The 24,484-nt window shown below is 64.5% G+C and carries 20 protein-coding genes; 3 read left to right on the top strand and 17 right to left on the bottom strand.

Annotated features, from left to right (window positions below; genetic code table 11):
* Positions 1 to 107: 107 nt before the first annotated feature.
* Together F455_RS0108015 and coaE are read left to right on the top strand one after the other, a co-directional pair.
* Positions 108 to 1,853 carry a phosphoethanolamine transferase gene (locus tag F455_RS0108015; RefSeq protein WP_018972768.1) on the top strand — a complete coding sequence of 582 codons (1,746 nt, stop codon included), beginning with the start codon at positions 108 to 110 and terminating at the stop codon, positions 1,851 to 1,853.
* Positions 1,850 to 2,473, top strand: coding sequence for a dephospho-CoA kinase (gene coaE / locus F455_RS0108010; RefSeq protein ID WP_018972767.1), 624 nt, complete (start codon positions 1,850 to 1,852; stop codon positions 2,471 to 2,473). Before F455_RS0108015 ends, coaE begins: the two co-directional genes overlap by 4 nt.
* On the opposite strand, the gene F455_RS0108005 is transcribed toward coaE, so the two are convergent.
* The 3 genes from F455_RS0108005 to F455_RS0107995 form a co-directional block, all read right to left on the bottom strand.
* Positions 2,450 to 3,397, bottom strand: a complete 948-nt coding sequence (locus F455_RS0108005) for a Nudix family hydrolase (protein WP_018972766.1) — start codon at positions 3,395 to 3,397, stop codon at positions 2,450 to 2,452. The genes coaE and F455_RS0108005 overlap by 24 nt on opposite strands.
* Positions 3,398 to 3,425: 28 nt before the next feature.
* Entirely contained in the window at positions 3,426 to 6,161 is a 2,736-nt protein-coding gene (secA, locus tag F455_RS0108000; RefSeq protein WP_018972765.1) for a preprotein translocase subunit SecA, read from the bottom strand.
* Positions 6,162 to 6,349: 188 nt separating this feature from the next.
* On the bottom strand, positions 6,350 to 7,291 hold the full coding sequence (locus F455_RS0107995) for a M23 family metallopeptidase (RefSeq protein ID WP_018972764.1): 942 nt from the start codon (positions 7,289 to 7,291) through the stop codon (positions 6,350 to 6,352).
* Between the two features lie 61 nt (positions 7,292 to 7,352).
* Here F455_RS0107995 and F455_RS0107990 point away from each other — a divergent pair, with 61 nt between their 5' ends.
* Positions 7,353 to 7,811, top strand: a complete 459-nt coding sequence (locus F455_RS0107990; protein WP_018972763.1) for a DciA family protein — start codon at positions 7,353 to 7,355, stop codon at positions 7,809 to 7,811.
* A 57-nt stretch (positions 7,812 to 7,868) separates the two neighbouring features.
* Here the strand turns inward: F455_RS0107990 and lpxC are convergent, their stop codons facing one another.
* The 14 genes from lpxC to rsmH all read right to left on the bottom strand — a co-directional run bounded on the left by lpxC (position 7,869) and on the right by rsmH (position 24,308).
* Positions 7,869 to 8,780, bottom strand: coding sequence for a UDP-3-O-acyl-N-acetylglucosamine deacetylase (gene lpxC / locus F455_RS0107985; protein WP_018972762.1), 912 nt, complete (start codon positions 8,778 to 8,780; stop codon positions 7,869 to 7,871).
* Between the two features lie 352 nt (positions 8,781 to 9,132).
* Complete coding sequence (ftsZ, locus tag F455_RS0107980) at positions 9,133 to 10,314, bottom strand: cell division protein FtsZ (protein ID WP_018972761.1); 1,182 nt, start codon at positions 10,312 to 10,314, stop codon at positions 9,133 to 9,135.
* Between the two features lie 203 nt (positions 10,315 to 10,517).
* Positions 10,518 to 11,756 carry a cell division protein FtsA gene (gene ftsA / locus F455_RS0107975; protein WP_018972760.1) on the bottom strand — a complete coding sequence of 413 codons (1,239 nt, stop codon included), beginning with the start codon at positions 11,754 to 11,756 and terminating at the stop codon, positions 10,518 to 10,520.
* A complete protein-coding gene (locus F455_RS0107970; RefSeq protein WP_018972759.1) occupies positions 11,753 to 12,532 on the bottom strand; it encodes a cell division protein FtsQ/DivIB in 780 nt (259 codons plus the stop codon). Before F455_RS0107970 ends, ftsA begins: the two co-directional genes overlap by 4 nt.
* Positions 12,529 to 13,473, bottom strand: a complete 945-nt coding sequence (locus tag F455_RS0107965) for a D-alanine--D-alanine ligase (RefSeq protein WP_018972758.1) — start codon at positions 13,471 to 13,473, stop codon at positions 12,529 to 12,531. The genes F455_RS0107970 and F455_RS0107965 overlap by 4 nt, the downstream gene beginning before the upstream one ends.
* Positions 13,473 to 14,948 carry a UDP-N-acetylmuramate--L-alanine ligase gene (gene murC / locus F455_RS0107960; protein WP_018972757.1) on the bottom strand — a complete coding sequence of 492 codons (1,476 nt, stop codon included), beginning with the start codon at positions 14,946 to 14,948 and terminating at the stop codon, positions 13,473 to 13,475. Before murC ends, F455_RS0107965 begins: the two co-directional genes overlap by 1 nt.
* The gene (gene murG, locus F455_RS0107955) at positions 14,945 to 16,009 is read right to left on the bottom strand and encodes an undecaprenyldiphospho-muramoylpentapeptide beta-N-acetylglucosaminyltransferase (protein WP_018972756.1); all 1,065 of its coding nucleotides are present in this window, start codon (positions 16,007 to 16,009) and stop codon (positions 14,945 to 14,947) included. Before murG ends, murC begins: the two co-directional genes overlap by 4 nt.
* Positions 16,006 to 17,199 carry a putative lipid II flippase FtsW gene (gene ftsW / locus F455_RS20145; protein WP_018972755.1) on the bottom strand — a complete coding sequence of 398 codons (1,194 nt, stop codon included), beginning with the start codon at positions 17,197 to 17,199 and terminating at the stop codon, positions 16,006 to 16,008. The genes murG and ftsW overlap by 4 nt, the downstream gene beginning before the upstream one ends.
* A complete protein-coding gene (gene mraY / locus F455_RS0107945; protein ID WP_018972754.1) occupies positions 17,199 to 18,281 on the bottom strand; it encodes a phospho-N-acetylmuramoyl-pentapeptide-transferase in 1,083 nt (360 codons plus the stop codon). The genes ftsW and mraY overlap by 1 nt, the downstream gene beginning before the upstream one ends.
* Complete coding sequence (locus tag F455_RS0107940) at positions 18,271 to 19,644, bottom strand: UDP-N-acetylmuramoyl-tripeptide--D-alanyl-D-alanine ligase (RefSeq protein WP_026293189.1); 1,374 nt, start codon at positions 19,642 to 19,644, stop codon at positions 18,271 to 18,273. Before F455_RS0107940 ends, mraY begins: the two co-directional genes overlap by 11 nt.
* Positions 19,644 to 21,146, bottom strand: a complete 1,503-nt coding sequence (locus F455_RS0107935) for a UDP-N-acetylmuramoyl-L-alanyl-D-glutamate--2,6-diaminopimelate ligase (protein WP_018972752.1) — start codon at positions 21,144 to 21,146, stop codon at positions 19,644 to 19,646. Before F455_RS0107935 ends, F455_RS0107940 begins: the two co-directional genes overlap by 1 nt.
* Positions 21,143 to 23,083 (bottom strand): peptidoglycan D,D-transpeptidase FtsI family protein, encoded by a 1,941-nt coding sequence (locus tag F455_RS0107930; RefSeq protein WP_018972751.1) that lies wholly within the window; start codon positions 23,081 to 23,083, stop codon positions 21,143 to 21,145. Before F455_RS0107930 ends, F455_RS0107935 begins: the two co-directional genes overlap by 4 nt.
* Positions 23,080 to 23,373: a cell division protein FtsL gene (gene ftsL, locus F455_RS0107925; protein ID WP_018972750.1), complete on the bottom strand. Its 294-nt coding sequence runs from the start codon at positions 23,371 to 23,373 to the stop codon at positions 23,080 to 23,082. Before ftsL ends, F455_RS0107930 begins: the two co-directional genes overlap by 4 nt.
* Positions 23,373 to 24,308, bottom strand: coding sequence for a 16S rRNA (cytosine(1402)-N(4))-methyltransferase RsmH (gene rsmH, locus F455_RS0107920; RefSeq protein WP_018972749.1), 936 nt, complete (start codon positions 24,306 to 24,308; stop codon positions 23,373 to 23,375). The genes ftsL and rsmH overlap by 1 nt, the downstream gene beginning before the upstream one ends.
* Positions 24,309 to 24,484 lie beyond the last annotated feature (176 nt).

Genomic DNA, 24,484 nt, shown 5'->3' with positions numbered 1-24,484 from the left:
CGGCCATAGTCACCAGAGCGCACATCTTCTCTCAAAGTCACACCATGAGTGAACCCCGATCCAGACTCTCTTCGCGCGTAGTTGGATGGGGATGCTTTGCACTCTATTTGGCACTGCAGCTTTTACCCGGCCTTGTCTGGCTTGAACGCAATCGCTTCAGCCCAGGCTGGATCAGCGCGATTGTTTTCCCGTGCGCCCTACTGCTCCTATTCTGTGCAATATTCGGCAACAGGCTTTGGCTCGCATGTCTGCTGCTGGCGCCATTTGCGCTGCTCGCTCCACTCGAAGCGTTCTATATCTGGCGGTATCAAACACCCAGCACAGCCGAAATATTGGCCACGGTGTCCGCAACCAATCCGCGCGAAATACGCGAATATCTTGCTGACACCCTGATCCCGATTTGCATTGCCTTGGCTACGGTCACGGCATTCACAATCGCGACGATACGGCTTGCGCTGCGCAATGCTTTCAGATGGCAGCATCGTTCCAGAAAATTGACTCTTGCTCTTGCTATTGCCGCTCCACCAATCCTGATGCTCGCAGCATGGTTCACTGTCAGACCCGATATCCTAGCGCAGATGCGCGCGAATACGCCCCGACTGTTCATCCATTCGATCACGCTCGGCTATCCATTTGGCGTCATACCTAGGCTCATCGAATATCGTCGACAATCGCTGGCCGTGCAGCAAAACGTTGAGCGTCTGAAGAATTTTAGTTTTCACACTCGTCGCGATGCGACAGTCAGCGCTCGCCAGATATACGTGCTCGTCATCGGCGAGAGTAGCGCACGCAATCATTGGCAGATATTCGGTTACGAACGGTCGACCAACCCGGAGTTGAGTCGAATCAAGAACCTGATAAAAATTCCTGACATGCTTTCTTCTTGGGTTGTTTCCCGAGATGCCATCCCGCAATTGCTGACGCGCAAGCCGATCGACGACAATGCCACGCTATGGTCGGAGCCGTCGATCGTGCAGGTGACAAGGGAAGCCGGCTTCCACACTTACTGGATTTCCAATCAATTGCCGCTTGGTGCTTTCGATTCGCAAACGGCGGTTTACGCAAACGAAGCCAGCGATCGGCAATATCTCAATCAGGCATCCTGGACTTCGCCAGGCAGCGTCGACGAAGTTATGCTCGAACCGCTAGAAATCACCATCAAGCAGTCCAGTGGGGACATATTCATCGTATTGCACATGATGGGCAGCCATACTTTCTACGACTATCGTTATCCCGCTGATTTCCATCGCTTTACTCCCACGATGACCGATGCGCATAGCGATGTTTCATCGCTTTCTCCTGGTCATTACAAGGTAGTGCTCGACAACGTTCAGGAATTCGTCAATAGCTATGACAATACCATTCTCTATACGGATCATGTTTTAGCTAGAATAATCGGCGTTCTGCAAGACAGCGCAGCGGTAAGCGCATTGTGGTTCGTCTCCGATCATGGCGAACGGATGCCGAGTTCAACCTGCCCGAACAAGGCAGGACATGGTTTCGGAACACGCGATGAGTATGAGATACCCGCCCTGTTCTGGTATTCGGATGCTTATGTCGCGGCGCATCCTGAGCGTGTGGACGCCCTCGCTACGAACGCGAACGGGCATACGCTGAGCGCAGACACCTTCGAATCCCTGATCGACATGGTCGGGATCGACTTCCCCGGGCATGACGAATCGCGAAGTCTTTTCAGTTGGGAGTGGCGCTATCGGCCGCGCCTTGTCACACGTTTCTGGACAGCTGATTTCGACAAGGCGCAGTTCGACGAGGACTGCCAAACCGTAACTCTGCCTGCTAGGACTATACCAGCGTCGGATACGCACGCCGGGCTGCCGGCAACCCCCCAATGAGGCCCGCACGCGCACCGGTTATCGTGCTAACCGGCGGCATCGCCGTCGGCAAGAGCGCAGTGCAGCAGCAGTTTGAGCGACTTGGCGGTGCGGTCTTCGACGCCGATGTTGTCGCACGAGATCTAGTCGGGTCCGGCCAACCCGCGCTCGCGGAAATCGCCGCCGCATTCGGCCCCGAAGCGTTCACCCCGGCAGGCGAACTCGACCGTCGCCGCCTACGCGAGCGCATCTTCGCCGACGAGGCCGCGCGGCGGCGTCTTGAGGCGATCCTGCATCCGCGCGTGCGCAGCGAACTGCGCTCGCGCGCCGCCGCGTGCAGCGCGCCGTACTGCCTGCTGGCGATTCCGCTGTATGCCGAATCGGCGCAGGCCTATGCTTGGGTGGACCGCGTTCTCGTGGTCGATGTACCGCGGGCTGTGCAACTTGCCCGACTCATGCAACGAGACGGCATGACCGCGGAGTTCGCGCAGCGCGCCCTGGCCGCCCAGGCGACGCGGGCGCAACGTCTCGCGCTTGCCGACGACGTGATCGACAACAGCGGCAACCTGGATGACTTGCCGCAGATCGTGGCGCGGCTGCACCGACTGTACACGGCGCTAGCGGTCCGCGAAAAAACCTGAGATGCCGGCGACGCCTTGCGCACCATGCGCATGCGCCATCGAGGTGTCGGCCGCGGTCAGGCCGCCGAGAGCGTACACCGGCAGCGGCGTCGCCGCGCAAAGCTCGCCGAAGCGTCGCCAGCCGAGCGGTGCTGCAGCGGGATGGCTGCGCGTGGGCAGCACCGGGCCGAGTACGACGAAATCCACGCCGATCGCGGCAGCATGCTCCAGCTCGCGCTCATCGTGGCAGGACGCTGCCACCCACCGATCGCGCGGCAAAGGGCGAGACATCTGCTGCATCAGTTCGACCGTCGGCAGATGCACGCCGTCGAGGTCGAGCTTTGCGGCGAGGCCGGCATGCCCGTTAAGCAGCAGCATCGCACCTGCTGCCCGAACGCGGGCCTGGACGACGCGGGCCAGCGAAGCGATTCGCTCTGCCGACATCGTTTTCGCACGCAATTGCAGCAAACGCACGCCGCCGGCAAGCGCATGGTCGATGCGATCGAGAAGAGCCGCAACCTCATCGTCCGGTTCTGGGGTAATCGCATAGTGGGAGGGCAGGCGCAGTGCGGTCGCAACCGGACGATCGGGCTGCGGCATGGCGATGCCGGCGAGCTCATCGACTCGATGCCAGGCGAGCGCCTGCCCCTCGTGCCCGTGCGGCGCACCCGAGAAATCGAGCACGCGGTAGACGTCGAGGAAAATGGATTTGTCGCCGAAGTCCCAAGGCACGCCGATCAACGGCTCGATGGCGCCGATGTCGACGCCGATTTCCTCGCGCAGTTCGCGGCGCAGCGCCGCATGTGCGGTCTCACCGGGTTCGAGCTTGCCGCCGGGGAATTCCCACAGTCCGGCAGAGTGCTTGCCGGAAGGCCGACGCGCGAGCAGCACGCGGCCTTCGTTGTCGCTCAGGATGCCGGCGACGACATGGATGCGATCGCGCATTGGCGTTTCCGCTAACGCGCGACGACGCTCAGGCCAAGCGCCCGTGGCATTGCTTGTATTTCTTGCCCGAGCCACACGGGCACGGATCGTTGCGGCCGACTTTCGGGGCGTCGCGCACGATCTGACCCTGCTGCAGCGGCGGCGGCGGCACGTTGTCCGCCTGGGCCGTGGCTTCGCCAGCCAGCGGCGCCGCATCGGCGTGCTGGAATTCGAGCGCGCGACGCTCCTGCTCGCGGCGCTGCTGCTCCTCGAGCGCAGCGACCTCTTCCTCGCTGCGAATGCGCAGCATGGCCAGGCGCTGGATCACTTCGACCTTGACGCGTTCGAGCATGGCCTGGAACAGGGTGAAGCCCTCGCTCTTGAACTCCTGTTTCGGCTGCTTCTGTGCATAGCCGCGCAGGTAGATGCCCTGGCGCAGGTAGTCCATGCTCGCGAGGTGCTCCTTCCAGTGCTGGTCGAGCACCTGCAGCAGGAAGAACTTCTCGGCCGCGCGCATGATTTCCGAGCCGTATTGCGCGTCCTTCTCGCGGAAGTAGCGGTCGACTTCGTCGATCACGTGGTCGCGAATGCCGTCCGCGCTGAGATCGTGCTGGCTTTCGGCCCAGTGCTTGACCTCAAGCTGCATGCCGAATTCCGACTGCAGCGCGCGGTCGAGCCCCGCCAGATCCCACTGCTCGTCGACGCTGTCCGCCGGGATGTAGCGGCGCACGAGATCGCTCATCACGTCGTAGCGGATGTTGATGATGTTCTCGCTGACGTCGTTCGCGTCGAGCAGCTCGTTGCGCTGCTGGTAGACGACCTTGCGCTGGTCGTTCGAGGTGTCGTCGAACTCGAGCAGGTTCTTGCGGATGTCGAAGTTGTGCGCTTCGACCTTGCGCTGCGACTTCTCGATCACGCGCGTGATCATCTTGTCCTCGAGCGCCTCGTGCTCCTTCATGCCGAACAGCTGCATCCAGCGCGTGACCCAGTCGGGCGCGAAGATGCGCATGAGCGAGTCTTCGAGCGAGAGGTAAAAACGGCTCGAGCCCGGATCGCCCTGGCGACCGGAACGGCCTCTCAGCTGGTTGTCGATGCGGCGCGACTCGTGGCGCTCGGTGCCGATGATGTGCAGGCCGCCGGCGGCGAGCACCTGCTCGTGGCGCTGTTTCCAGTCGGCCTTGAGTTTTTCGCGATCGGCATCGGTCGCATCTTCGGGCAACGCCTGCAGCTCGGATTCAAGCGAGCCGCCGAGCACGATGTCGGTACCGCGGCCAGCCATGTTCGTCGCGATCGTCACCGCGCCGGGGCGGCCGGCCTGGGCGACGATCTGCGCCTCGCGCTCGTGCTGCTTGGCGTTGAGGACCTCGTGCGGGATCGGTGGCTTCTGTTTGCGCAGCTCGTTCGACAGCAGCTCGGAGGTCTCGATCGACGTGGTGCCGACGAGCACGGGCTGGCCCTTCGCGTGGCATTCCTTGATGTCCTCGATCACCGCTTCGAATTTGAACGGCTGCTTGAGGAACACGATGTCCTGGTTGTCCTTGCGCACCATCGGCTTGTGCGTCGGGATGACGACGACTTCGAGGCCGTAGATCTGCTGGAATTCGTAAGCTTCCGTGTCGGCCGTGCCGGTCATGCCGGACAGCTTCTTGTACATGCGGAAGTAGTTCTGGAACGTGATCGAAGCGAGCGTCTGGTTCTCGCGCTGGATCGGCACACCTTCCTTCGCCTCGACCGCCTGATGCAGTCCGTCCGACCAGCGCCGGCCCGCGAGCGTGCGGCCGGTGAACTCGTCGACGATGATGACCTCGCCGTCGCGTACGATGTATTCCTGGTCGCGGCGATACAGCGTGTTCGCGCGCAGCGCGGCATTCAGATGGTGGACGACGGCGAGATGCTTGGAGTCGTACACCGACTCATCCGCGCCGATGATGCCTTCGGCACGTAGCACTTCGTCGGCGTGCTCCATGCCCTCTTCAGACAAGTGCACCTGCTTCTGCTTCTCGTCGACGAAGTAGTCGCCGGTGCCGTCCTCGGTTTCCTGCCGGGTCAGCTTCGGCACGATGCGGTTGATGCGTGCGTAGAGCTGCGGCGAATCGTCCGAGGGACCGGAGATGATCAGCGGCGTGCGTGCCTCGTCGATCAGGATCGAGTCGACTTCGTCGACGATCGCGTAGTGCAGGCCGCGCTGGTAGCGCTGTTCCTTCGACAGCGCCATGTTGTCGCGCAGGTAGTCGAAGCCGTATTCGTTGTTCGTGCCGTAGGTGATATCGGCGGCGTAGGCGGCGTGCTTGTCGGCATGATCCATGCCCGGATAGACGACGCCGACGCTGAGGCCGAGGAAGTTGTAGACCTTGCCCATCCATGCCGCGTCGCGGCGCGCAAGGTAGTCGTTGACGGTGACGACATGCACGCCCTTGCCTTCGAGCGCGTTGAGGTACACGGGCAGGGTCGCGACCAGGGTCTTGCCCTCGCCCGTACGCATCTCGGCGATGCGGCCGGAGTTGAGCACCATGCCGCCGATCAGCTGCACATCGTAATGGCGCATGCCGAGCACGCGCTTGGAGGCTTCGCGCACGGTGGCAAACGCGTCGGGCAGGATGTCGTCCACGGTCTCGCCGGCGGCGAGGCGCGCCTTGAGCGCGTCGGTGCGCGCGCGCAATTCCTCGTCGGACAGCGCCTGCATGGACGGCTCGAGCGCGTTGATCCTGGCGACCGACTTCTGCATCTGTTTGATCAGACGTTCGTTGCGGCTGCCGAAAATGCCGGTGAGGATGCGGTTGAACATGGATTCGATGTTTGGCTATGGGAGCTTTTTTTGAGAAGTGCGGCCGCAGACGACCGTCCCGGCTTTTGCGCCTTTGGACAAGCGCAAAAACAAAACCGCCTAGACTACGGCGGCTTGCGCTCATTATAGGGGATTTGGGCGTCGGACGCTTGTTTCAAGCCCGACGCGCCACACCGGGAAGAGCGGATTTACACGGGTTTGATCTTGCCCTTCACGTACGCGTACGGATTGACCACCTTGCCGTCAAGCCAGACTTCGAAATGGCAGTGGGGGCCGGTCGAACGCCCGGTCGAACCGACCTTGGCGATGGCCTGGCCGAATTTCACGCGTTCGCCGACCTTAACGAGATTGACCGAATTGTGCGCGTAGCGCGTCATGTAGCCGTTGCCGTGATCGATTTCGACGACGTGGCCATAACCCGACTTGTCACCGGCGAACGCGACGACACCGGCCGCGACCGCCTTGATGTCGCTGCCGATCTCGGCATCGAAATCCAGGCCGAGGTGCGTTTCCATCTGGCCATTGATCGGATCAACGCGCGAGCCGAACGGCGAACCGATGTAGCTGGTCGACACCGGGTAGCCGCTCGGCACGAGCGCGTTGCGCGCCTTGCGGTCGAGCAACAGGTTCTCGAGCACGGTCAGCTCGGTTTCCTGGAAGGTGAACTGGTCGCGCAGGGCATCGATATTGCCGGCGAGGTCGAAGTCGAGCGTGTGCGACGCCGCGACCGGGTCCTCGGCGCCGCCGAGAGCCGGCGGCTTGGCGAAGTCGAATTCGCCGTCGCCGAGCTTGCCGATTTCCGTGAGTCGTTCGCCGAGCGCATTGAGCCGTGTGGCCTGGGCCTGCAGCGAGCCAAGCTGCAGCGCTAGCGCGTCCATGTCGCGGCGCGAGGCCGTTTCAAGCTGGCTGAGATCGCCCTGCTGACGACTGATCGCGTCACGCATCGCGGCGACGTCATGCAGCGCGCGATCGCGGCTGTTGGAGAAGGCGCTGGCTGCAACGACGCCGATGCCGACGCAGAACAGAGCACAGGCCGCAATCGCGCCGATGATCTTGCTGCGCATCCGCCAACACTTCAGATCAAGTGTGGTCGGCATTGCGTTGGAGCTTGCGACGATTATGATGTTCATCGTTTCGCAATGAATTCTTTAGGGGCAACGTCGGGCAAGCCCGCCGCGCTTCGTTTACGCCATGCAGCCATCCGATCGATCGCCGGCCCGCAACAAGGCCCCGCTCTCCGCCAAATCCATTGGCGAATCCGCTCCCGTCGCCGCCCTGCTTGCGCGGGCGCGCGCCCTGGATGCGCTCGATCGTCAACTGCGCCAACCGCTGCCGGATGCGCTGCGTCGCCAATGCCGTTTGGCGACCGTGCAATCCGGGCGGATCGTCTTTCTAGCGAGCTCCTCGACCTGGGCGGCCAAGCTGCGTCTTCATCAGAACGCGATACTTGCCCATGCCCGTACCACCTCGGGCCTTCCCATCGAGAAATTCGCGGTGAAAGTGGCGGCCCTGCCCCCCGTTCCCCGGGAATCGGCAAAACCCAAACCTCTTTCCAAAGCCAGCGCCGAACATCTGCGGCTGGTGGCTCGGTCCCTGGCCGACCCGGAACTCCGGGCGGCTTACCTCAAACTGGCATCCCTTGCCGAATAATTCGTCCCGCAAAACAAAAAGCAGTCGCTGCGGGACAGCGACTGCTCTAGTGAAAACTTATACTGCCTGTGCCGGGTGTGCGTACGAAATCGGCGCCTTGGACTGATCCGGGAAGCTGACTTCTTCCCAGGCCTTGGCGTCAGCCATCAACGCGCGCAGCAGTTTGTTGTTCAACTCATGGCCCGACTTGTGGCCGTAGAACGCGCCGATCAGGCTGTGACCGAGCAGATAAAGATCGCCGATCGCGTCGAGGATCTTGTGCTTGACGAATTCGTCCTCGTAACGCAGACCGTCTTCGTTGAGCACGCGGTAATCGTCGAGCACGATCGCGTTGTCCATCGAACCGCCGAGGGCGAGGTTTTTCTCGCGCAGCATTTCGATGTCGCGCATGAAGCCGAACGTGCGCGCGCGGGAGACTTCCTTGACGAACGAGGTCGTCGAGAAATCGATCTCGGCCTTGGACGTGCGGCGGGTGAAAATCGGGTGGTCGAAATCGATCGAGAAGCCGACCTTGAAGCCGTCAAACGGCTCGAAGCGCGCCCATTTGTCGCCTTCGCGCACGACGACGGGCTTCTTGATGCGGACGAACCGCTTGGCGGCGGCCTGTTCTTCGATGCCCGCTGACTGCAGCAGGAATACGAACGGACCGGCACTGCCGTCCATGATCGGCACTTCGGGCGCGGACAGATCGACATAGGCGTTGTCGATGCCGAGACCGGCAAAAGCGGAAAGCAGGTGTTCGATGGTCGCGATGCGCACGCCGTCTTTGACGAGTGTGCTGGAGAGGCGCGTGTCGCCGATGTTCTCGCTGCGGGAGCGGATCTCCATCGGCTGCGCAAGGTCCACGCGGCGAAATACGATGCCGGTGTCGACAGCCGCAGGACGCAGCGTCATATAAACCTTTTCGCCCGTATGCAGACCAACACCCGTCGCCCGGATGACATTTTTGAGCGTACGTTGTTTGATCATTTTTCTTATGACCCCTGGGGCAGGAGCGGACAAAAACGGCAAGAATCCTAACACACCGATACCGCCGCGCAAAGTAAAGCGATGTAAAAAACCTACGCATGTTGCGTGAATGCAACATGTGCGGGCACATCTTCTCAGAGATAGTACCAGCGTCGATCCGCTTCAACCGACGCTCGCAAAAACCCGTTAAGGATTCGTTACGCGACTGTGCCGTCGCGTAACGAAGTCCGGGACCCGCGGAGGTCGAGAGGTTACGCGCCTACGCGATGCGAAATAGCGCATCGCGTTTGCGCTCCTGGGCAAGTCAAGAAGGTCAGCGAAGAACTCTTGTGAGAGGTCTCCGATCGCCTCCTCAGTCTGCCTGACGGCGCAAGAACGCCGGGATATCCAGATAGTCTACTTGAGCCTCCGCCATCGGCGCCGCCTCCGCCGCTGCCGCCACCGATCGCGCCGGCGACGTGCGCACCGGCTGGATATAGTCGTCGTACACCGGCATGTTGTCGGTGCCTGTGCGTTTGACCAGGTGCGGACGCGTGGCGACCATCGGCTCTTCCCGACGCGCATGCTGGCGTGCCGCATTGCGGTTGAGGCCGGTGGCGACGACGGTGACGCGGACGTTGTCCTGCATCTCCGGATCGATCGCCGTGCCGATGACCACGGTCGCATCCTCGGAAGCGAACTGGTGGACGACCTGGCCGATCTCGTCGAACTCGCGCATGGTCAGGTTCGGACCCGCGGTGACGTTGACCAGGATGCCGCAGGCGCCGGACAGGTTGACGTCCTCGAGCAGCGGATTGTTGATCGCCGCCTCGGCCGCAGCCACGGCCCGGTCGTCCCCGCGGGCGATGCCCGTGCCCATCATCGCAAAACCCATTTCGGACATGACCGTGCGCACGTCGGCAAAGTCGACGTTGATCAGGCCCGGACGCGTGATCAGGTCGGAAATGCCCTGCACCGCACCGAGCAGCACGTCGTCGGCCGACTTGAGCGCCGAAACCATCGTCACGTCGTGGCCGAGCACGCTCAGCAGCTTCTCGTTCGGCACCGTGATCAGCGAGTCGACGTACTGGGAGAGGTCCTCGATGCCCTTCATCGCCACCTGCATGCGGCGACGGCCTTCGAACGGGAACGGCTTGGTCACCACCGCCACGGTGAGGATGCCGAGTTCCTTGGCCAGCTGCGCCACGACCGGCGCCGCGCCGGTACCGGTGCCACCGCCCATGCCGGCCGTGATGAACACCATGTCGGCGCCCTGCAGCAGCTCGACGATGCGCTCGCGATCTTCCAGCGCGGCCTGGCGGCCGACTTCCGGATTCGCGCCTGCGCCGAGGCCCTTGGTCACGTTGCCGCCGAGCTGCAAGGTCAGCTTGGCACCGGTTTTCTTCAGCGCCTGCGAATCGGTGTTAGCGCAGACGAAGTCCACGCCATCGATATTGGACGACACCATGTGGCTGACCGCGTTGCCGCCGCCGCCACCGACGCCGATGACCTTGATTACTGCATTGGGTGCGAGTTTTTCGACCAGTTCAAACATTTCCCTTACCTCCGCTAGTTGTGTGTTGCTTGATGTAGTTATCGATCACCGGCTGCGGCGCTCCGCGCCACTCCGGCCCCGCGACGGACAGGCACATGTGCCGCCGTGGGGTGGATCCGTTTCGGATCCGCAGCACGCTCCTGCGTACCGCTTTTCTCTTCAGCTCTCCCTTGAAAGGAAGGGCTGGTTGGGAATGGTGTTGCTCAAAACTCTCCCTTCACCCAATGCTTGACCTTGCCCCAGAAGTTGCCGACGTTGCCGGCCACCGAACTTCCGGTCGTGCGGGTCATGCCGTCTTGCCGGCTGCCGTAGAGCAGCAGGCCGACGCCGGTCGCGTGGATCGGGTTGCTGACCACGTCAGCCAGCCCAGTCACGTGCTGCGGCAGACCCACGCGCACGGGCAGGTGGAACACTTCCTCGGCCAGTTCGATGACGCCTTCCATCTTCGAACCGCCGCCGGTCAACACGATGCCGGCCGCGACCAGCGACTCGTAGCCCGAGCGGCGCAGCTCAGCCTGGACCATGCCGAACAGCTCCTCGTAACGCGGCTGCACCCACTCGGCCAATGTCTGCCGGGCGAGACGACGCGGCGGGCGATCGCCGACGCTCGGTACCTGGATCGTCTCCTCGGCGTGCGCGAGTTGGGCCAGCGCGCAGGCGTACTTGACCTTGATCTCCTCGGCATGCGCGGTCGGCGTGCGGAAGCCCTGGGCGATGTCGTTGGTCACCTGGTCGCCGCCGATCGGCAGGCTCGCGGTGTGGCGGATCGCGCCCTGGGTGAAGATTGAGATATCCGTGGTGCCCGCGCCGATGTCGACGAGACAGACGCCGAGCTCGCGTTCGTCCTGCACGAGGATGGCCTTGCTCGACGCGATCGCGCCCGGAATCAGGTCGTCGACCTGCAGGCCGCAGCGGTTCACGCATTTGGTGATGTTCTGCGCCGCGCTGACCGCGCCGGTGACGATGTGCACGTTCGCCTCGAGGCGAACGCCGCTCATGCCGATCGGATGACGGATATCTTCCTGGCCATCGATGACAAATTCCTGCGGCTCCTTATAAAGAACGCGCTGGTCCGCCGGGATCGCTACCGCGCAGGCCGCGTCGAGCACGTGGTCGATATCGCCCTGGGTCACCTCGCGCTCGCGGATCGGTGCCGTACCGTGCGAGTTGCGGCCGAGGATATGGCTGCCGCTGATGCCCGCGTAGACCGAACGGATCTCGCAGCCTGCCATCAGTTCGGCCTCTTCGACCGCGCGCTGGATCGACTGCACGGTCGATTCGATGTCGACGACGACGCCGCGCTTCAATCCGTGCGAGGTGTGCGAGCCGATGCCGATGATTTCGACCGGTTCGCCCGGCGCATATTCGCCGACGATCGCTACGACCTTCGAGGTGCCGACATCGAGTCCGACGATCAGGGATTTTTCGGCTTTGTGCTTCATGTGGGTCTCTGCGCCGCCGGCTTGGGCGGCGCGGCGGGTTTGTCAGGATTGGGAATCGGGCCCGACGCAGGCACGGCTGCGAGCCAACGGATCGCAAAGCCATTGGCGTAGCGCAGGTCGGCGCGCGCGAACGTATTCGTGGCGCGGCCGGCGGCCAGGCGCGGGAACACGTCGAGGAAGCGTTGCAGGTGGTCGTCGATGTCGCGCTGGCCGAGCAGGATCTCCGAGCCGTCGACGAGATTGATCGCCCAGCTGCCGCGGGCGGACAACGAAACGCCGGCCAACGCAAGACCGCTGCCGCTGAGCGTGGTCAACGTCTTCTGGTAGAAATCGATTACATCGGCGAGCGCAGAATCGGGGCCGGAAAGCTGCGGCAAGCCCTGGATCGTCTCGGTGCCCGGCGCGGAGAACAGCGATCCGTTGCGACCGATCAATTGCTTGTCGCCCCAACGCGCGAACGGCTGCTGCTCGAGCACGCGCATTTCCAACGTGTCTGGCCAGCGCTTGCGCACCTCGACGCGTTCGACCCACGGCAGCGCCGCAACCGCCGCGCGCACGTCGTCGAGCTTGATTGCGAAAAAACCGGTGCCGAGATAGTTCTTCGCGGCCGCGCGGATCTGTTCCGCACCGACGTGGTTGAACTCGGCCTCAACCTGCAGGTTGCGGATCGGCCAGCGCTCCTGCGCGAACCAGCCATTGAGCACCCCGACGATCGGCAGGCCGATCAAGGTCAACGCGATCACCCAGGCGAAGAGTTTGAGGACGCTGCGGTTCATGTGTGCCGCCCCACGTCGCCATCGAAGCTCGTTTCGAGAATGCGCCAGCACAGTTCTTCGAACTCGATGCCGACCGCACGCGCGGCCTTGGGCACGAGCGAGTGACTGGTCATGCCGGGCGCTGTGTTGACCTCGAGCAGCCAGTTGCGGCCTTCCGCATCGCGCATGACGTCGACGCGACCCCAACCGGAACAGCCCGCGGCGTCGAATGCCGCCAGCGCGAGCGCGCGCATTTCGGCTTCGGCCGCACCATCGAGGCCGGGGCAAATGTATTGCGTGTCCTCGGCGATGTACTTGGCGTTGTAGTCGTAGTAGGCGCCTTTCGGCACGATATGGATCGTCGGCAACGCCTCATGGCCGAGAATGCCGACGGTGTATTCGCCGCCGCCCTCGATCAGCGTTTCCATCAGCAGGTCGCCGTGATAGCGCGCGGCAAGTTCCACCGCGGCATCAAGGTCGGCTTCGGCGAACACGCGCGTCACGCCGACGCTCGAACCCTCGCAAGCCGGCTTCACGATCAGCGGAAAACCGACCTCGCGCGCGGCCGCGTGCACATCCGCGCCGCGTGGCAGCGCCTTGTAGCGCGGTGTCGGCAGGCTGAGCGACAGCCACACCTGCTTGGTCCGCGTCTTGTCCATCGACAAAGCCGAACCGAGCACGCCCGAGCCGGTGAACGGTACGCGCAGCGACTGCAGCGCGCCCTGCAGCTCGCCGTTCTCGCCGCCGCCGCCGTGCAGGATGTTGAACACGCGCGCAAAATGGCCGGCGCGCAACGCGTCGAGCAGCGCCGGGATGCCGTCGATCGCCTGCGCATCGACCCCACGCGCCTTGAGCGCGTCGAGCACGTTGCGGCCCGAATTCAGTGAAACCTCGCGCTCGGCGCTGTCGCCGCCCATGACAACGGCAACGCGACCGAATTGTTTGGCGTCCGTGATGCGCATTACTTTACTTTTCCACTTTTGGATTTCTTCGCCCCGGCCGGAGCCAGCGCAGCCAGTTCGCCGACCGCGGCGCCGATGTCGCCCGCACCCATGACGAGGACGAGATCACCGTCGCGCAGCAGCCCCGGCAGCATGGTTTTCAGATCGCGTGGATGCTCGACGAGTACCGGCACGACCTTGTTGCGCGCACGCACCGCGCGCGCGAGCGAGCGCCCGTCGGCATTCGCGATCGGCGCCTCGCCGGCCGGATAGACCTCGGTCAGCACGAGCACATCGGCTTCGCTGAGCACGTTGGCGAAGTCGTCGAGCAGGTCGCGCGTACGCGTGTAGCGATGCGGCTGGAACGCGACGACGAGGCGGCGCTGAGGCCAGCCGCCGCGTGCGGCCGCGAACACCGCGGCGAGTTCGCGCGGATGATGGCCGTAGTCGTCGACCAGCAGCGCGCTGCCCCGATTTTTTCCAGTACCGTTGAGTGCGATCTCGCCGCGCATCTGGAAGCGCCGGCCGACGCCCTGGAAATTCTCCAGCGCGGTCGCGATCGCTTTCGCATCGACGCCAAGCTGCCAACCGACCGCGGCCGCGGCGAGCGCGTTCTTCACGTTGTGCAAGCCTGGCAGGTTGAGCGTGACCGCCAGCGGCTTCTTCTGCTCGGGCAGATGCAGATCGAAACGCATGCGTCCGCCGTCCTGGGTGATGCGACTCGCACGCACATCGGCGCTCTTGTGCGTGCCGTAGGTCAGCATGCGCCGCGTCGTCGTGCGCGCCAGCTCGGCAACTTCGGCGTCATCGATGCAAAGCACGGCGACGCCGTAGAACGGCAGGCGATGCAGGAAGTCGTCGAACGCCTTCTTCACCTGGGCGAAATCGCCGCCGTAGTTCTCGAGGTGATCGGCGTCGATGTTGGTGACGATCGCGATCACGGGGTTGAGCATCAGGAACGAGCCATCGCTTTCATCGGCCTCGGCGACGAGATAATCGCCCGTGCCGAGACGCGCGTGCGTCGCCGCGGCGAGCAATTGGCCGCCGATGACGAAGGTCGGATCGAGCCCGCCTTCGGCGAGCACCGAGGCGACGAGGCTGGTCGTCGTCGTCTTGCCGTGCGTGCCGGCGACGGCGATACCGCGGCGGAAGCGCATCAATTCGCCGAGCATCTCGGCACGCGGCATCACCGGCAAGCGCCGCTCGCGCGCGGCGAGCACTTCGGGATTGTCGGCCTTGATCGCGGTCGAGACGACGACCGCATCGGCCTTGTCGACGTTGCCCGCCTTGTGCGTCTTGTAAATCTTGATGCCGAGCGCGGACAGATGCCGCGTCACTGCGGAGTCGGCCTTGTCCGAACCGGTGACCTTGTAGCCGAGATTGTGCAGCACCTCGGCAATGCCGCTCATACCCGCACCGCCGATACCGACAAAATGCACGCGGCGCGAGGATTCGCGAATCCAGTCCGAAGTGGCGTGGGCGATCTGCGGCGTCATGCGGCCACCTGCAGGCAGATGTCGGCGATGTTTGCCGCGGCTTGCGGCTTCGCCAGTGCACGCGCGGCTTCGGCCATTTTCAGCAGCGCTTTGCGATCGTTCTGCGCCAGGATCAGGTCGCCCAGAAGCTTGGCATCGACCTTCGCCTCGGGCGTCAGCATCGCCGCGCCGCGATCGACCATGGATGCTGCGTTGCTCGTCTGATGATCGTCCACCGCAAATGGGAACGGCACGAGCAAGGAACCAACGCCTGCCGCGCACAACTCGGCGATCGTCAGCGCACCGGCGCGGCAGACGACGAAGTCGGCCCACGCATATGCAGCCGCCATGTCGTCGATGAACGGCTCGACCCTCGCCTCGATGCCGGCCTGCGCATACGCGGCGCGCGCCTCGTCGACGAACTTTGCGCCGCACTGATGACGTACCGTCGGGCGCGCGGATTCGGGCACCGTCGCCAGCGCTGCAGGCAACATTCTGTTCAACGCGCGCGCGCCCTGGCTGCCGCCAAGCACGAGAAGGTTCGACGACATGCGACCGGCAAAACGCTCGGCCGGCGGCGGCAGCGCCGCGATCTCGGCACGCACCGGATTGCCGATCCATTCGCTGCGCGACAGCGCGCCTTCGAACCCGCACAGGCGGCGCTTGGCGAACTTGGCGAGGATGCGATTGGTCGTGCCGGCAATGCTGTTCTGTTCGTGCACGACCAGCGGCACGCCGCGCAGCCAGGCGGCGATGCCGCCGGGGCCGGCAACGTAGCCACCCATCGACAGCACGCTGCGCGGGCGCATGGCGCCGATCAACTTCCACGCCGCGAGCACAGCGCGAAAAATCTTCAACGGCGCAGCGAGCAGGCTGGCGATGCCTTTACCGCGCACGCCGGAAATTGCGATTGTCTTGAGTTCGATACCGGCCTGCGGCACGAGCTTCGTTTCGAGGCCGCCCTCGCTGCCGAGCCAGAGCACGGGCACCGCGCGCGCCATCAATTCCTTGGCCACGGCGATGCCAGGAAAGATGTGGCCGCCGGTACCGCCGGCCATGATCAGCACGGGCGCGGCGCTCATGCGGTCGCTCCCGACGGCATGCCACCGATCAGGTCACGCGGCTCGGTCAGGTTCGCATCGCGGACGCGCTCGGCGCGGCTGACTTCGTAGCTGATGCGCAGCAGGAAGCCGATCATCACGCAGGTCATCATCACGCTCGAACCGCCCGAGCTGATGAGCGGCAGCGTCAGACCCTTGGTTGGTAAGACGCCCATGTTGACGCCGACCGAGACCAGCGCCTGCAGGCCGATGCACAGCGCGATACCGAACGCGCAGTAGCCGGCAAAGCGCTGGCGCAGCTCGATCGCCTTCATGCCGATCATCAACGCACGGCCGACGAGCAGGGCGAACAGGCTGAGCACGAGCACGATGCCGACGAAGCCGAATTCCTCGCCGATCACGGCAAGGATGAAATCGGTGTTCGCTTCGGGCAGGTAGTGCAGCTTCTGCACCGAACCGCCGAGGCCGACGCCGAGCCACTCGCCGCGACCGATCGCGATCAAGGCCTGGGTCAGCTGGAAACCGTCCTTGAACGGATCTGCCCAAGGATTGAGGAACGAGGTCAGGCGTTTGACGCGGTAGTCCGAGGTCGTCGCCACCCAGGCAATCACCGGCAGCAGCGGGATCGACAGATAGACGAGATTGCGCATGCGCGCGCCGCCGAGCCAGATCATGCCGACGGTGACGGCGATGATCAGCGCTGACGAGCCGAAGTCGGGCTGTGCGAGCAGCAGCACGACGAGCACGCCGGCGACGCCGATCGGCTTGATCACGCCGAACAGCTTGGTTTGAACGGCTTCCTGGTGGCGCACGAGATAGCTGGCCAGGTAGACGATGAAGAACAGCTTCACCGCCTCCACCGACTGGAAGTTCGAGATGCCGAGTCGGATCCAGCGGCGCGCACCGTTGATGCGCACGCCGAGTCCAGGCACAAACACGAGCAACAGCAGCAGCACGGCGAACAACAGCAGCAAAAATGCGTTGCGCTCGAACCATTCCAGTTCGGTACGCATGACGACAAAGGCGATGCCGAACCCAAGTGCAAGGAAGACGGCGTGGCGGATCGCGTAATAGAACGGGCCGCCGGGGCTGATCGCGATCGAACTCGACGCGACCATAACAAGGCCGAACGCGGCGAGCGCACCCGTGAGCACGATCAGGCCGATGTCGTACTTGCCGAGGGTCTCGTCGATGCGCTTGGCTTGGCTCATCAGCGCACCTTCAATGTGGCCAGGCCGATCAGCACGAGCACGACGCTGATAATCCAGAAGCGCACGATCACGCGCGACTCGGGCCAGCCCTTGAGCTCGAAGTGATGGTGGATCGGCGCCATACGGAAGATGCGCTTGCCGGTGAGCTTGAAGCTCGCGACCTGCAGCATCACCGAAGCAGTCTCCATCACGAACACCCCCCCCATGACGAGCAGCACGATCTCCTGGCGCACGATTACCGCGAGCGTACCGAGCGCCGCGCCGATCGCGAGCGCGCCGACATCGCCCATGAACACCTGCGCCGGATAGGCGTTGAACCAGAGGAAGCCGAGGCCGGCGCCGGCGAGCGCGCCGCAATAAATCGTCAATTCACCCGCGCCCGGAATCGACGGTATGCCGAGGTATTCGGAGAACACCTTGTTGCCGGCGAGATAGGCGAACGCACCGAGCGCGGTGACGACGAGTACGCTGGGCATGATCGCGAGGCCGTCGAGGCCGTCGGTCAGGTTCACCGCGTTGGAAAAGCCGGCGATCATGAAGTAGGCGATCGCGACGAAGAAAACACCGAGCGGAACCACGACCTGCTTGAACAGCGGCACGTAGAGCGAGGTCTCGGCCGGCGTCTGCGCGGTGCGGTACAGCGCGACCGCGACGAGCAGTGCGAACACCGACTGCCAGAAATATTTCCAGCGCGCGGCGAGGCCGGCGCTGTTCTTGAGCACGATCTTCTTGTAGTCGTCGTAGAAACCGATCGCGCCGAACGCAATCGTCACGCCGAGCACGATCCAAACGTAACGGTTGGCGAGGTCCATCCACAGCAGGGTGGAGAGCGCGACCGCGAGCAGGATCAGCGCGCCCCCCATCGTCGGCGTGCCGGCCTTCGATAGATGCGACTGCGGGCCGTCGCTGCGGATGACCTGGCCGGCCTTGATCTCGGCGAGCTTGCGGATCACCGCCGGGCCGACCAACAGCGAAAAGGCCAGCGCGGTCAGCGTCGCCATGATCGCGCGAAAGGTCAGGTACTGGAACAGGTGCAGCGCGTTGAAGCTGCCGCGGAAATATTCGGCGAGTTCAAGCAGCATGACGCGCACCTCCGTTGCCGTTGCTGCCCGTTGCCTCGAGCAGTGCGCGTACGATGCGATCCATCGCCGAGCCGCGCGAACCCTTGACCAGCACGTTGACGCCCGCGTGCACATCGGCCGTGAGCGCCTGCGTCAGCGATTCCTGATCGGGGAAATGTTGCGCACCTTCGCCGAACGCCGCAGCCGCGGCGCGCGACAGCTCGCCGACCGTGTACAGCCAGGCGATGCCGCTCTTCTTGGCCAACGCGCCGATCTGCGCGTGCAGCTCGCGCGCCTGCGCGCCGAGCTCGCGCATGTCGCCGAGCACGAGCCAGGCTTCCGCGGGTTCCTGCACCAGCGTCGCGATCGCCGCGGCGGTCGAGGCCGGATTCGCGTTGTAACTGTCGTCGATCAGGGTCCAGCCACCCGGCATCGCATGACGCGCAAGGCGACCCTTGACCGCGGGAGCGGTTTCCAACCCCTGCTTGATCGTCGCCAGCGGCACATCGAGCGCGAGCGCGATAGACGCCGCGGCGAGCGCATTGGCAACATTGTGGCGGCCGGCCAGCGGCAACGCGACCTCGGCGTCGCCGACCGGCGTGCGCAGCGTGAAGCGCGACTCGGCACCGAGCTTGCGAATCTCCGCTCCGACGTCAGCAGGTTGATCGAGACCGTAGCGAATCGTGCGTCCGGCCCGATTTATACTTGTAAACAATGTCGCAAATGTCTCATCGGCGTTGATCACGGCCACGCCGTGCGCCGGCAGCGAGGCGTACAGCGCACCCTTGGTCTCGGCCACGCCTTCGAGCGAGCCCATGCGCTCAAGATGCGCCGGGCCGATGTTATTGACGAGGCCGATTTCGGGCCGCGCAATGGCAGCAAGGTAGTCGATGTCGCCCGGCTTGCCCGCGCCCATCTCGAGCACGGCATATTGTGTGTCGTCCGGCATCGCCAGCAGCGACAGCGGCAGGCCGATCTCATTGTTGTAGTTGCCCGCGTTGACATGGGTCTTGCCGTGCAGCGACAGGATCGAGGCGACCAACGTTTTCACCGTGGTCTTGCCGTTCGAACCGGTGATGCCGACGACGCGTGCACGCTGCTGCGCGCGCGCGTGGCTGGCGAGGTCGCCGAGCGCAAGCAGCGTGTCGGCGACGACGACCTGCGGCAGCTCGCTCGCGACGGGTCTTGCGACGAGCAGCGCAACCGCGCCGGCCTCTTTCGCTTTCTCGACAAAATCGTGGCCGTCGAAGTTGTCGCCCTTGAGCGCGACGAACAGCGCGCCCGGCATGGCCTGGCGCGTGTCGGTGGCGACGCCGCGGACCATGAGGTCCTTACCGCTCAGCGCGCCGTGCGTCCACAGCGCGACTTCGGACAGACGCAGGATCATGCCCGTGCCTCCAGCGCGCGGCGCGCGACGGCGAGGTCGTCGAACGGATGCTTGATGCCGCCAATTTCCTGGTACGGCTCGTGGCCCTTGCCGGCGATCAGCACGATGTCGCCCGGCTTGGCCTCGCGCAGTGCGAGCGCGATTGCGCGCGCGCGGTCGCGCTGTACGACGATCGCGTCGCGATCGGCGAAGCCCGCGATGATCTGGGCGACGATCGCCTCACCGTCCTCGTTGCGTGGATTGTCGTCGGTGACGATCACTCGGTCGGCCAGGCGCTCGGCGATCGCCGCCATCTGCGGGCGCTTGCCCTGGTCGCGCTCGCCGCCAGCGCCGAACACGCAGATCAGCCGGCCGTCGCAATGCGCGCGCAGGTTCGCCAGCGCCTGTTCGAGCGCGTCGGGCGTGTGCGCGTAGTCGACGACGACGAGCGGTGCGGTGCCGCCGCCGAGACGGTTCATGCGCCCGATCACCGGCCGCGCGTTGGTCAGTGCGGCGCGGATTTGCGCGAAGCCGTAGCCAAGCGCACCAAGGCAGCCGGCGACGGCGAGCAGATTGGCGACGTTGAAACGGCCGAGCAGCTTGGTCGCGATATCGCCATCGCCCCACGGCGTGCTCAGGTGGAAATGCAGGCCATCGCCACTCGTGCGCACGGTGGTCGCAACGATCTCGGCATTCGCGTTATCGACGCCGTAGCGCAAGCTCTGCACATGAGCCGGCAGATCGGCAGCAAGCTTGCGTCCGAACGCGTCATCGATGTTAATCACCGCGGTACGAAGATTCGGCCAGGCGAACAACCGCGCCTTGGCCGCGCCGTAGGCGTCCATCGTGCCGTGGTAGTCGAGATGGTCGCGTGTCAGATTGGTGAACGCGGCGACGTCGAACGTCACCGCGTTCACCCGGCCCTGTGAGACCGCATGCGAGGAAACTTCCATGGCGACGTGGCTCGCACCCGCGTCGCGGAATTCTGCGAGCAGCGCCTGCACGCTAATCGCATCGGGCGTGGTGCGCTCGCCTTCCCGGATCGCGCCGACCAGACCCGCGCCAAGCGTGCCGATCGTCGCCGCGCGCGCGCCGAGGCCGTCGAGCGCGGCCGCGAGCAACTGTACGATCGAGGTCTTGCCGTTCGTACCGGTGACGCCGATCACGCGCAGCGATTCGGACGGGCGCGCGAAGAAACGCGCGGCGATTTCGCCGACCTGGTCGTGCAGGTCGTCGATCCAGATCTCGGGTGCGCCTGCGGCCTGCTCGACCGCGGCGATCGCGGGCGCGTTCTTCGCCTTCTCGGCCAGCACAACGACCGCGCCGTTCGCGACCGCTTTCGGCGCGAACGTGATGCCGTGCGCCGTCGTACCGGCGAGCGCGAAGAACGCATCGCCCTCGCGCACGCGGCGCGAGTCAAGCGTGAGCCCGCGCACGACGATGTCGCCGCAGGCGCCAAGCGCGTCCGCCGGCGCGATGCCGGCGAGCAACTCCGAGAGCGGGCGCGCAGTCGGGTTCATGGATCGGCCGTCTCCGCTTCGCCGACGACGTTTGGATCTGCCGCCGGCTCCGGCGGCAGCTTCGGCAACGCGAGCGGATCGGGGCCCGGGCCGCCGGTGTACCAGTTCTTGACGTTGTCCGGCGGAATGTCGAGCACGCGCAGCGCGCCCTGCATCACGCCGCTGAACGCCGGCGCAGCGACAGTGCCGCCCATGTACTGCACGATGTCGGTGCCGGTCGCGCCGGAAATGACGATCGCGGCAACGAGCTTCGGATTCGTCGCCGGAACGAAGCCCACAAATACCGAGTTGTAGACGTTGCGGTAGCCGCCGTTGTGCGCGATGTGCGAAGTGCCGGTCTTACCGGCGGCGAAATAGTTCGGCACCGCGGCTTTCGGCGCGGTCGAGTCCGGCGCGATGACGGTGCGCAGCATCGCCAGGACTTCGTCGGCGATCTTCTTGTCGATGATGCGCTTGCCCTCGTCGCCACCGCCCTTGACGAAAGTCGGCGTGTGCAGGACGCCACCAGCGGCGATCGCCGCGTAGGCGCGCGCGAGCTGCAGCGGGGTCACCGAAAATCCGTAGCCGTAGGAAATCGTGTCCTGCTCAACCGGCCCCCAGAGTTTGGCGATGCGCAGATTGCCGGGCGATTCGCCAGTGAAGCCCGAACCAGTCGTTTCGCCGAAGCCGAAGCGATGGAACATGTCCCACATCTGATCGCGCGACAGGGTCGAGCCGATCTTCGCCGCGCCGACGTTGGAGGAATGCGTGATCACGCCGGTCACGGTCAGCAGGCCGACGTTGCGGTGGTCGTGGACGACGTGGTCGTAGTGCTGCCAGGTGCCGGGATTGGTATCGACCTTCGAGTCGGGTTTCCACTTGCCGCTTTCGAGCGCGGCGGAAATCGTGACCGCCTTCGCCACCGAACCCGGCTCGACCACATCGGTCGCCGCACGGTTGCGCATATGGTCGAGCAAATCCTTCGCCGGAATGTTCGGGTTCTGCGAATTCGGATTGAACGAAGGCTGGTTGACCATGGCGAGGATCTCGCCGTTGTTCACGTCCATCACGACGATCGAACCGTAGGCCGCCTTGTGGTCCTTGATCGCGGCCATCAGCTCGCGATAGGCGAGGTACTGGATGTTCTTGTCGATCGACAGGGTCAGGTCGCGGCCAGGCTGTGGCGCAATATCGAGATCGACGTCATAACTTTCGACCGCGCGCCCGTGCAGGTCGCGGATCACGCTCTTGCTGCCGGGCTTGCCGGCGAGATATTCGTTGAATGCGAGCTCGAGTCCTTCCGAACCGCGGTCGTCGACGTCGGTCTTGCCGAGGATGTGCGCGGTCACCTCGCCGTTCGGATAGAAACGGCGGAACTCCGGCTGCTTGTCCACGCCCGGAATGCCGAGCTTGAGGATCGCCTCGGCCGCATCGGGGTTGAGATGGCGCACGAGATAGACGAACTGCTTGTCCGCACGCTGCATGATCTTCTGCGCGAGCGCGTTCGCATCGAGGCCGAGTGCCTTGGCGAGTTCCGGCACGCGGTCCATGTGGTCTTTGAGCGTCGACGGATCGGCCCAGATCGATGCGACCGGCGTCGACACCGCGAGCGGATTGCCGTTGCGGTCGAAGATCGTGCCGCGCGGCGCATCGATCTTGAGATCGCGCACGTAACGCTGGTCGCCCTGGTCGAGGTAGAAATCTTTGCTTACCCATTGCAGGTCGATCGCGCGCACGATCAGCGCCGTCGCCGCGAGCGCGAGGATCATCAGCACGACGGTAAGACGACGCTTGAGGTTGACCGCAGCTTGGCGCGGCTTCACTTTCGCCGCATCACCCGCGGCAAAATCGAACCAGCGCCTGGCACCGCGCGCCGGCTGGTTTTTCGCCGCGGCCTGCGCGTCGCGCTGCGCGCGCAGCCCCGGCAGATCGAACTGGAACAGTTCGCGCTTGGTCATCGCTTGATCACCACGGTATTCGCCGAACTCGGCGAAATCATGCCGAAGCTCTCGCGCGCGACCTTCTCGATGCCGTTGATTTCCGCCTTCGTCGCGCGCTCGAGTTCGAGCCGGCCGAACTCGTAATTGAGGCGATCGCGCTCCTTGGTCAACTCGTTGTATTCGGTGAACATGCGGCGGCTCTCCTGCCGCGTGTAGACCACGCCGAACGCGCAACCGATCACGCCCGCAAGCAGGACGAGAATGATGGCGTAACCAATTCCGCGCGCGACCCCCATGAACGTAGCCATCAGAGTTTCTCCGCCACGCGCAGCACCGCGCTGCGGGCGCGCGGATTCGCTGCGATTTCCTCGTCGCCCGGCAGTTGCGCGCCGCCGATCGTCTTCAGACGCAGCGTCGCCGCCACGGGGGGCGGCAGACCGCGGCGCGTCGGCGGCAATTGAGACTCGTCGCGCAGGAAATGCTTCACCGCACGGTCTTCGAGCGAATGGAAACTGATCACGACGAGGCGGCCGCCCGACTTCAGGCGGTCGGTCGCAGCGCGCAAGCCGCGATCGACCGCGTCGAGCTCGCCGTTGACATGGATGCGCAACGCCTGGAACGTGCGCGTGGCCGGATGCTTGTTCGCCTCGCGCCGACCGAGCGTGCGTTCGATCAGTTCGGCAAGTTCGAGCGTGCGTGCGATCGGCGCCTCGGCGCGGCGCGCGACGATCGCGCGCGCGATGCGCCGGCTCATGCGTTCTTCGCCGTACTGCCACAACACGTCCGCAATCTTCCTCTCGTCTGCGCTCGCGAGAAACTGCGCCGCGCTGATTCCCGAACTCGTGTCCATGCGCATGTCGAGCGGTGCGTCGGCGCGGAAGCTGAACCCGCGCGCGGCCTCGTCGAGCTGCGGCGAGGACACGCCCAGATCGAGCAGCACGCCGTCCAGGCCGTGGAGCGTCGCCTCCCAGTCGGCGAGATCGGCGAAGTTGCCGTGACGAATAGCCACGCGCGCGTCCTTGCCGAACTCTGCACGCGCATGCGCCACCGCAGTCGGGTCGCGATCCATCAACAGCAACTTCCCCGTCGGCCCAAGCCGGGCCAGGACGGCGCGCGCATGACCGCCGCGGCCGAAGGTTCCATCCAGGTACGTTCCGTTCTCGCGCACACGCAATCCCTGCACCGCTTCGTTCAACATCACCGGCAGATGGGCCGGTCCCGCCGCTGCGCCTTCTTCACTCATCGTCGTTCGGGCGCATGCGGTTGATCCTCTCAAAATGGTCTGCACAACCCCGTCCACGGGTTGGCAGCCCGCGGCGAGTTCAAAACAAGTTCGAACTCGCCTGCGACGGATCAAGCGCATGCGCGCTTGGCCCGCGAGCGAGGCGTCCTGCCTCGCGGAAGCTCTGCATGCGCGCA

Source organism: Rudaea cellulosilytica DSM 22992 (genome assembly GCF_000378125.1).
Taxonomy (GTDB): domain Bacteria; phylum Pseudomonadota; class Gammaproteobacteria; order Xanthomonadales; family Rhodanobacteraceae; genus Rudaea; species Rudaea cellulosilytica.
This window is presented reverse-complemented; position numbering and strand designations above follow the sequence as displayed.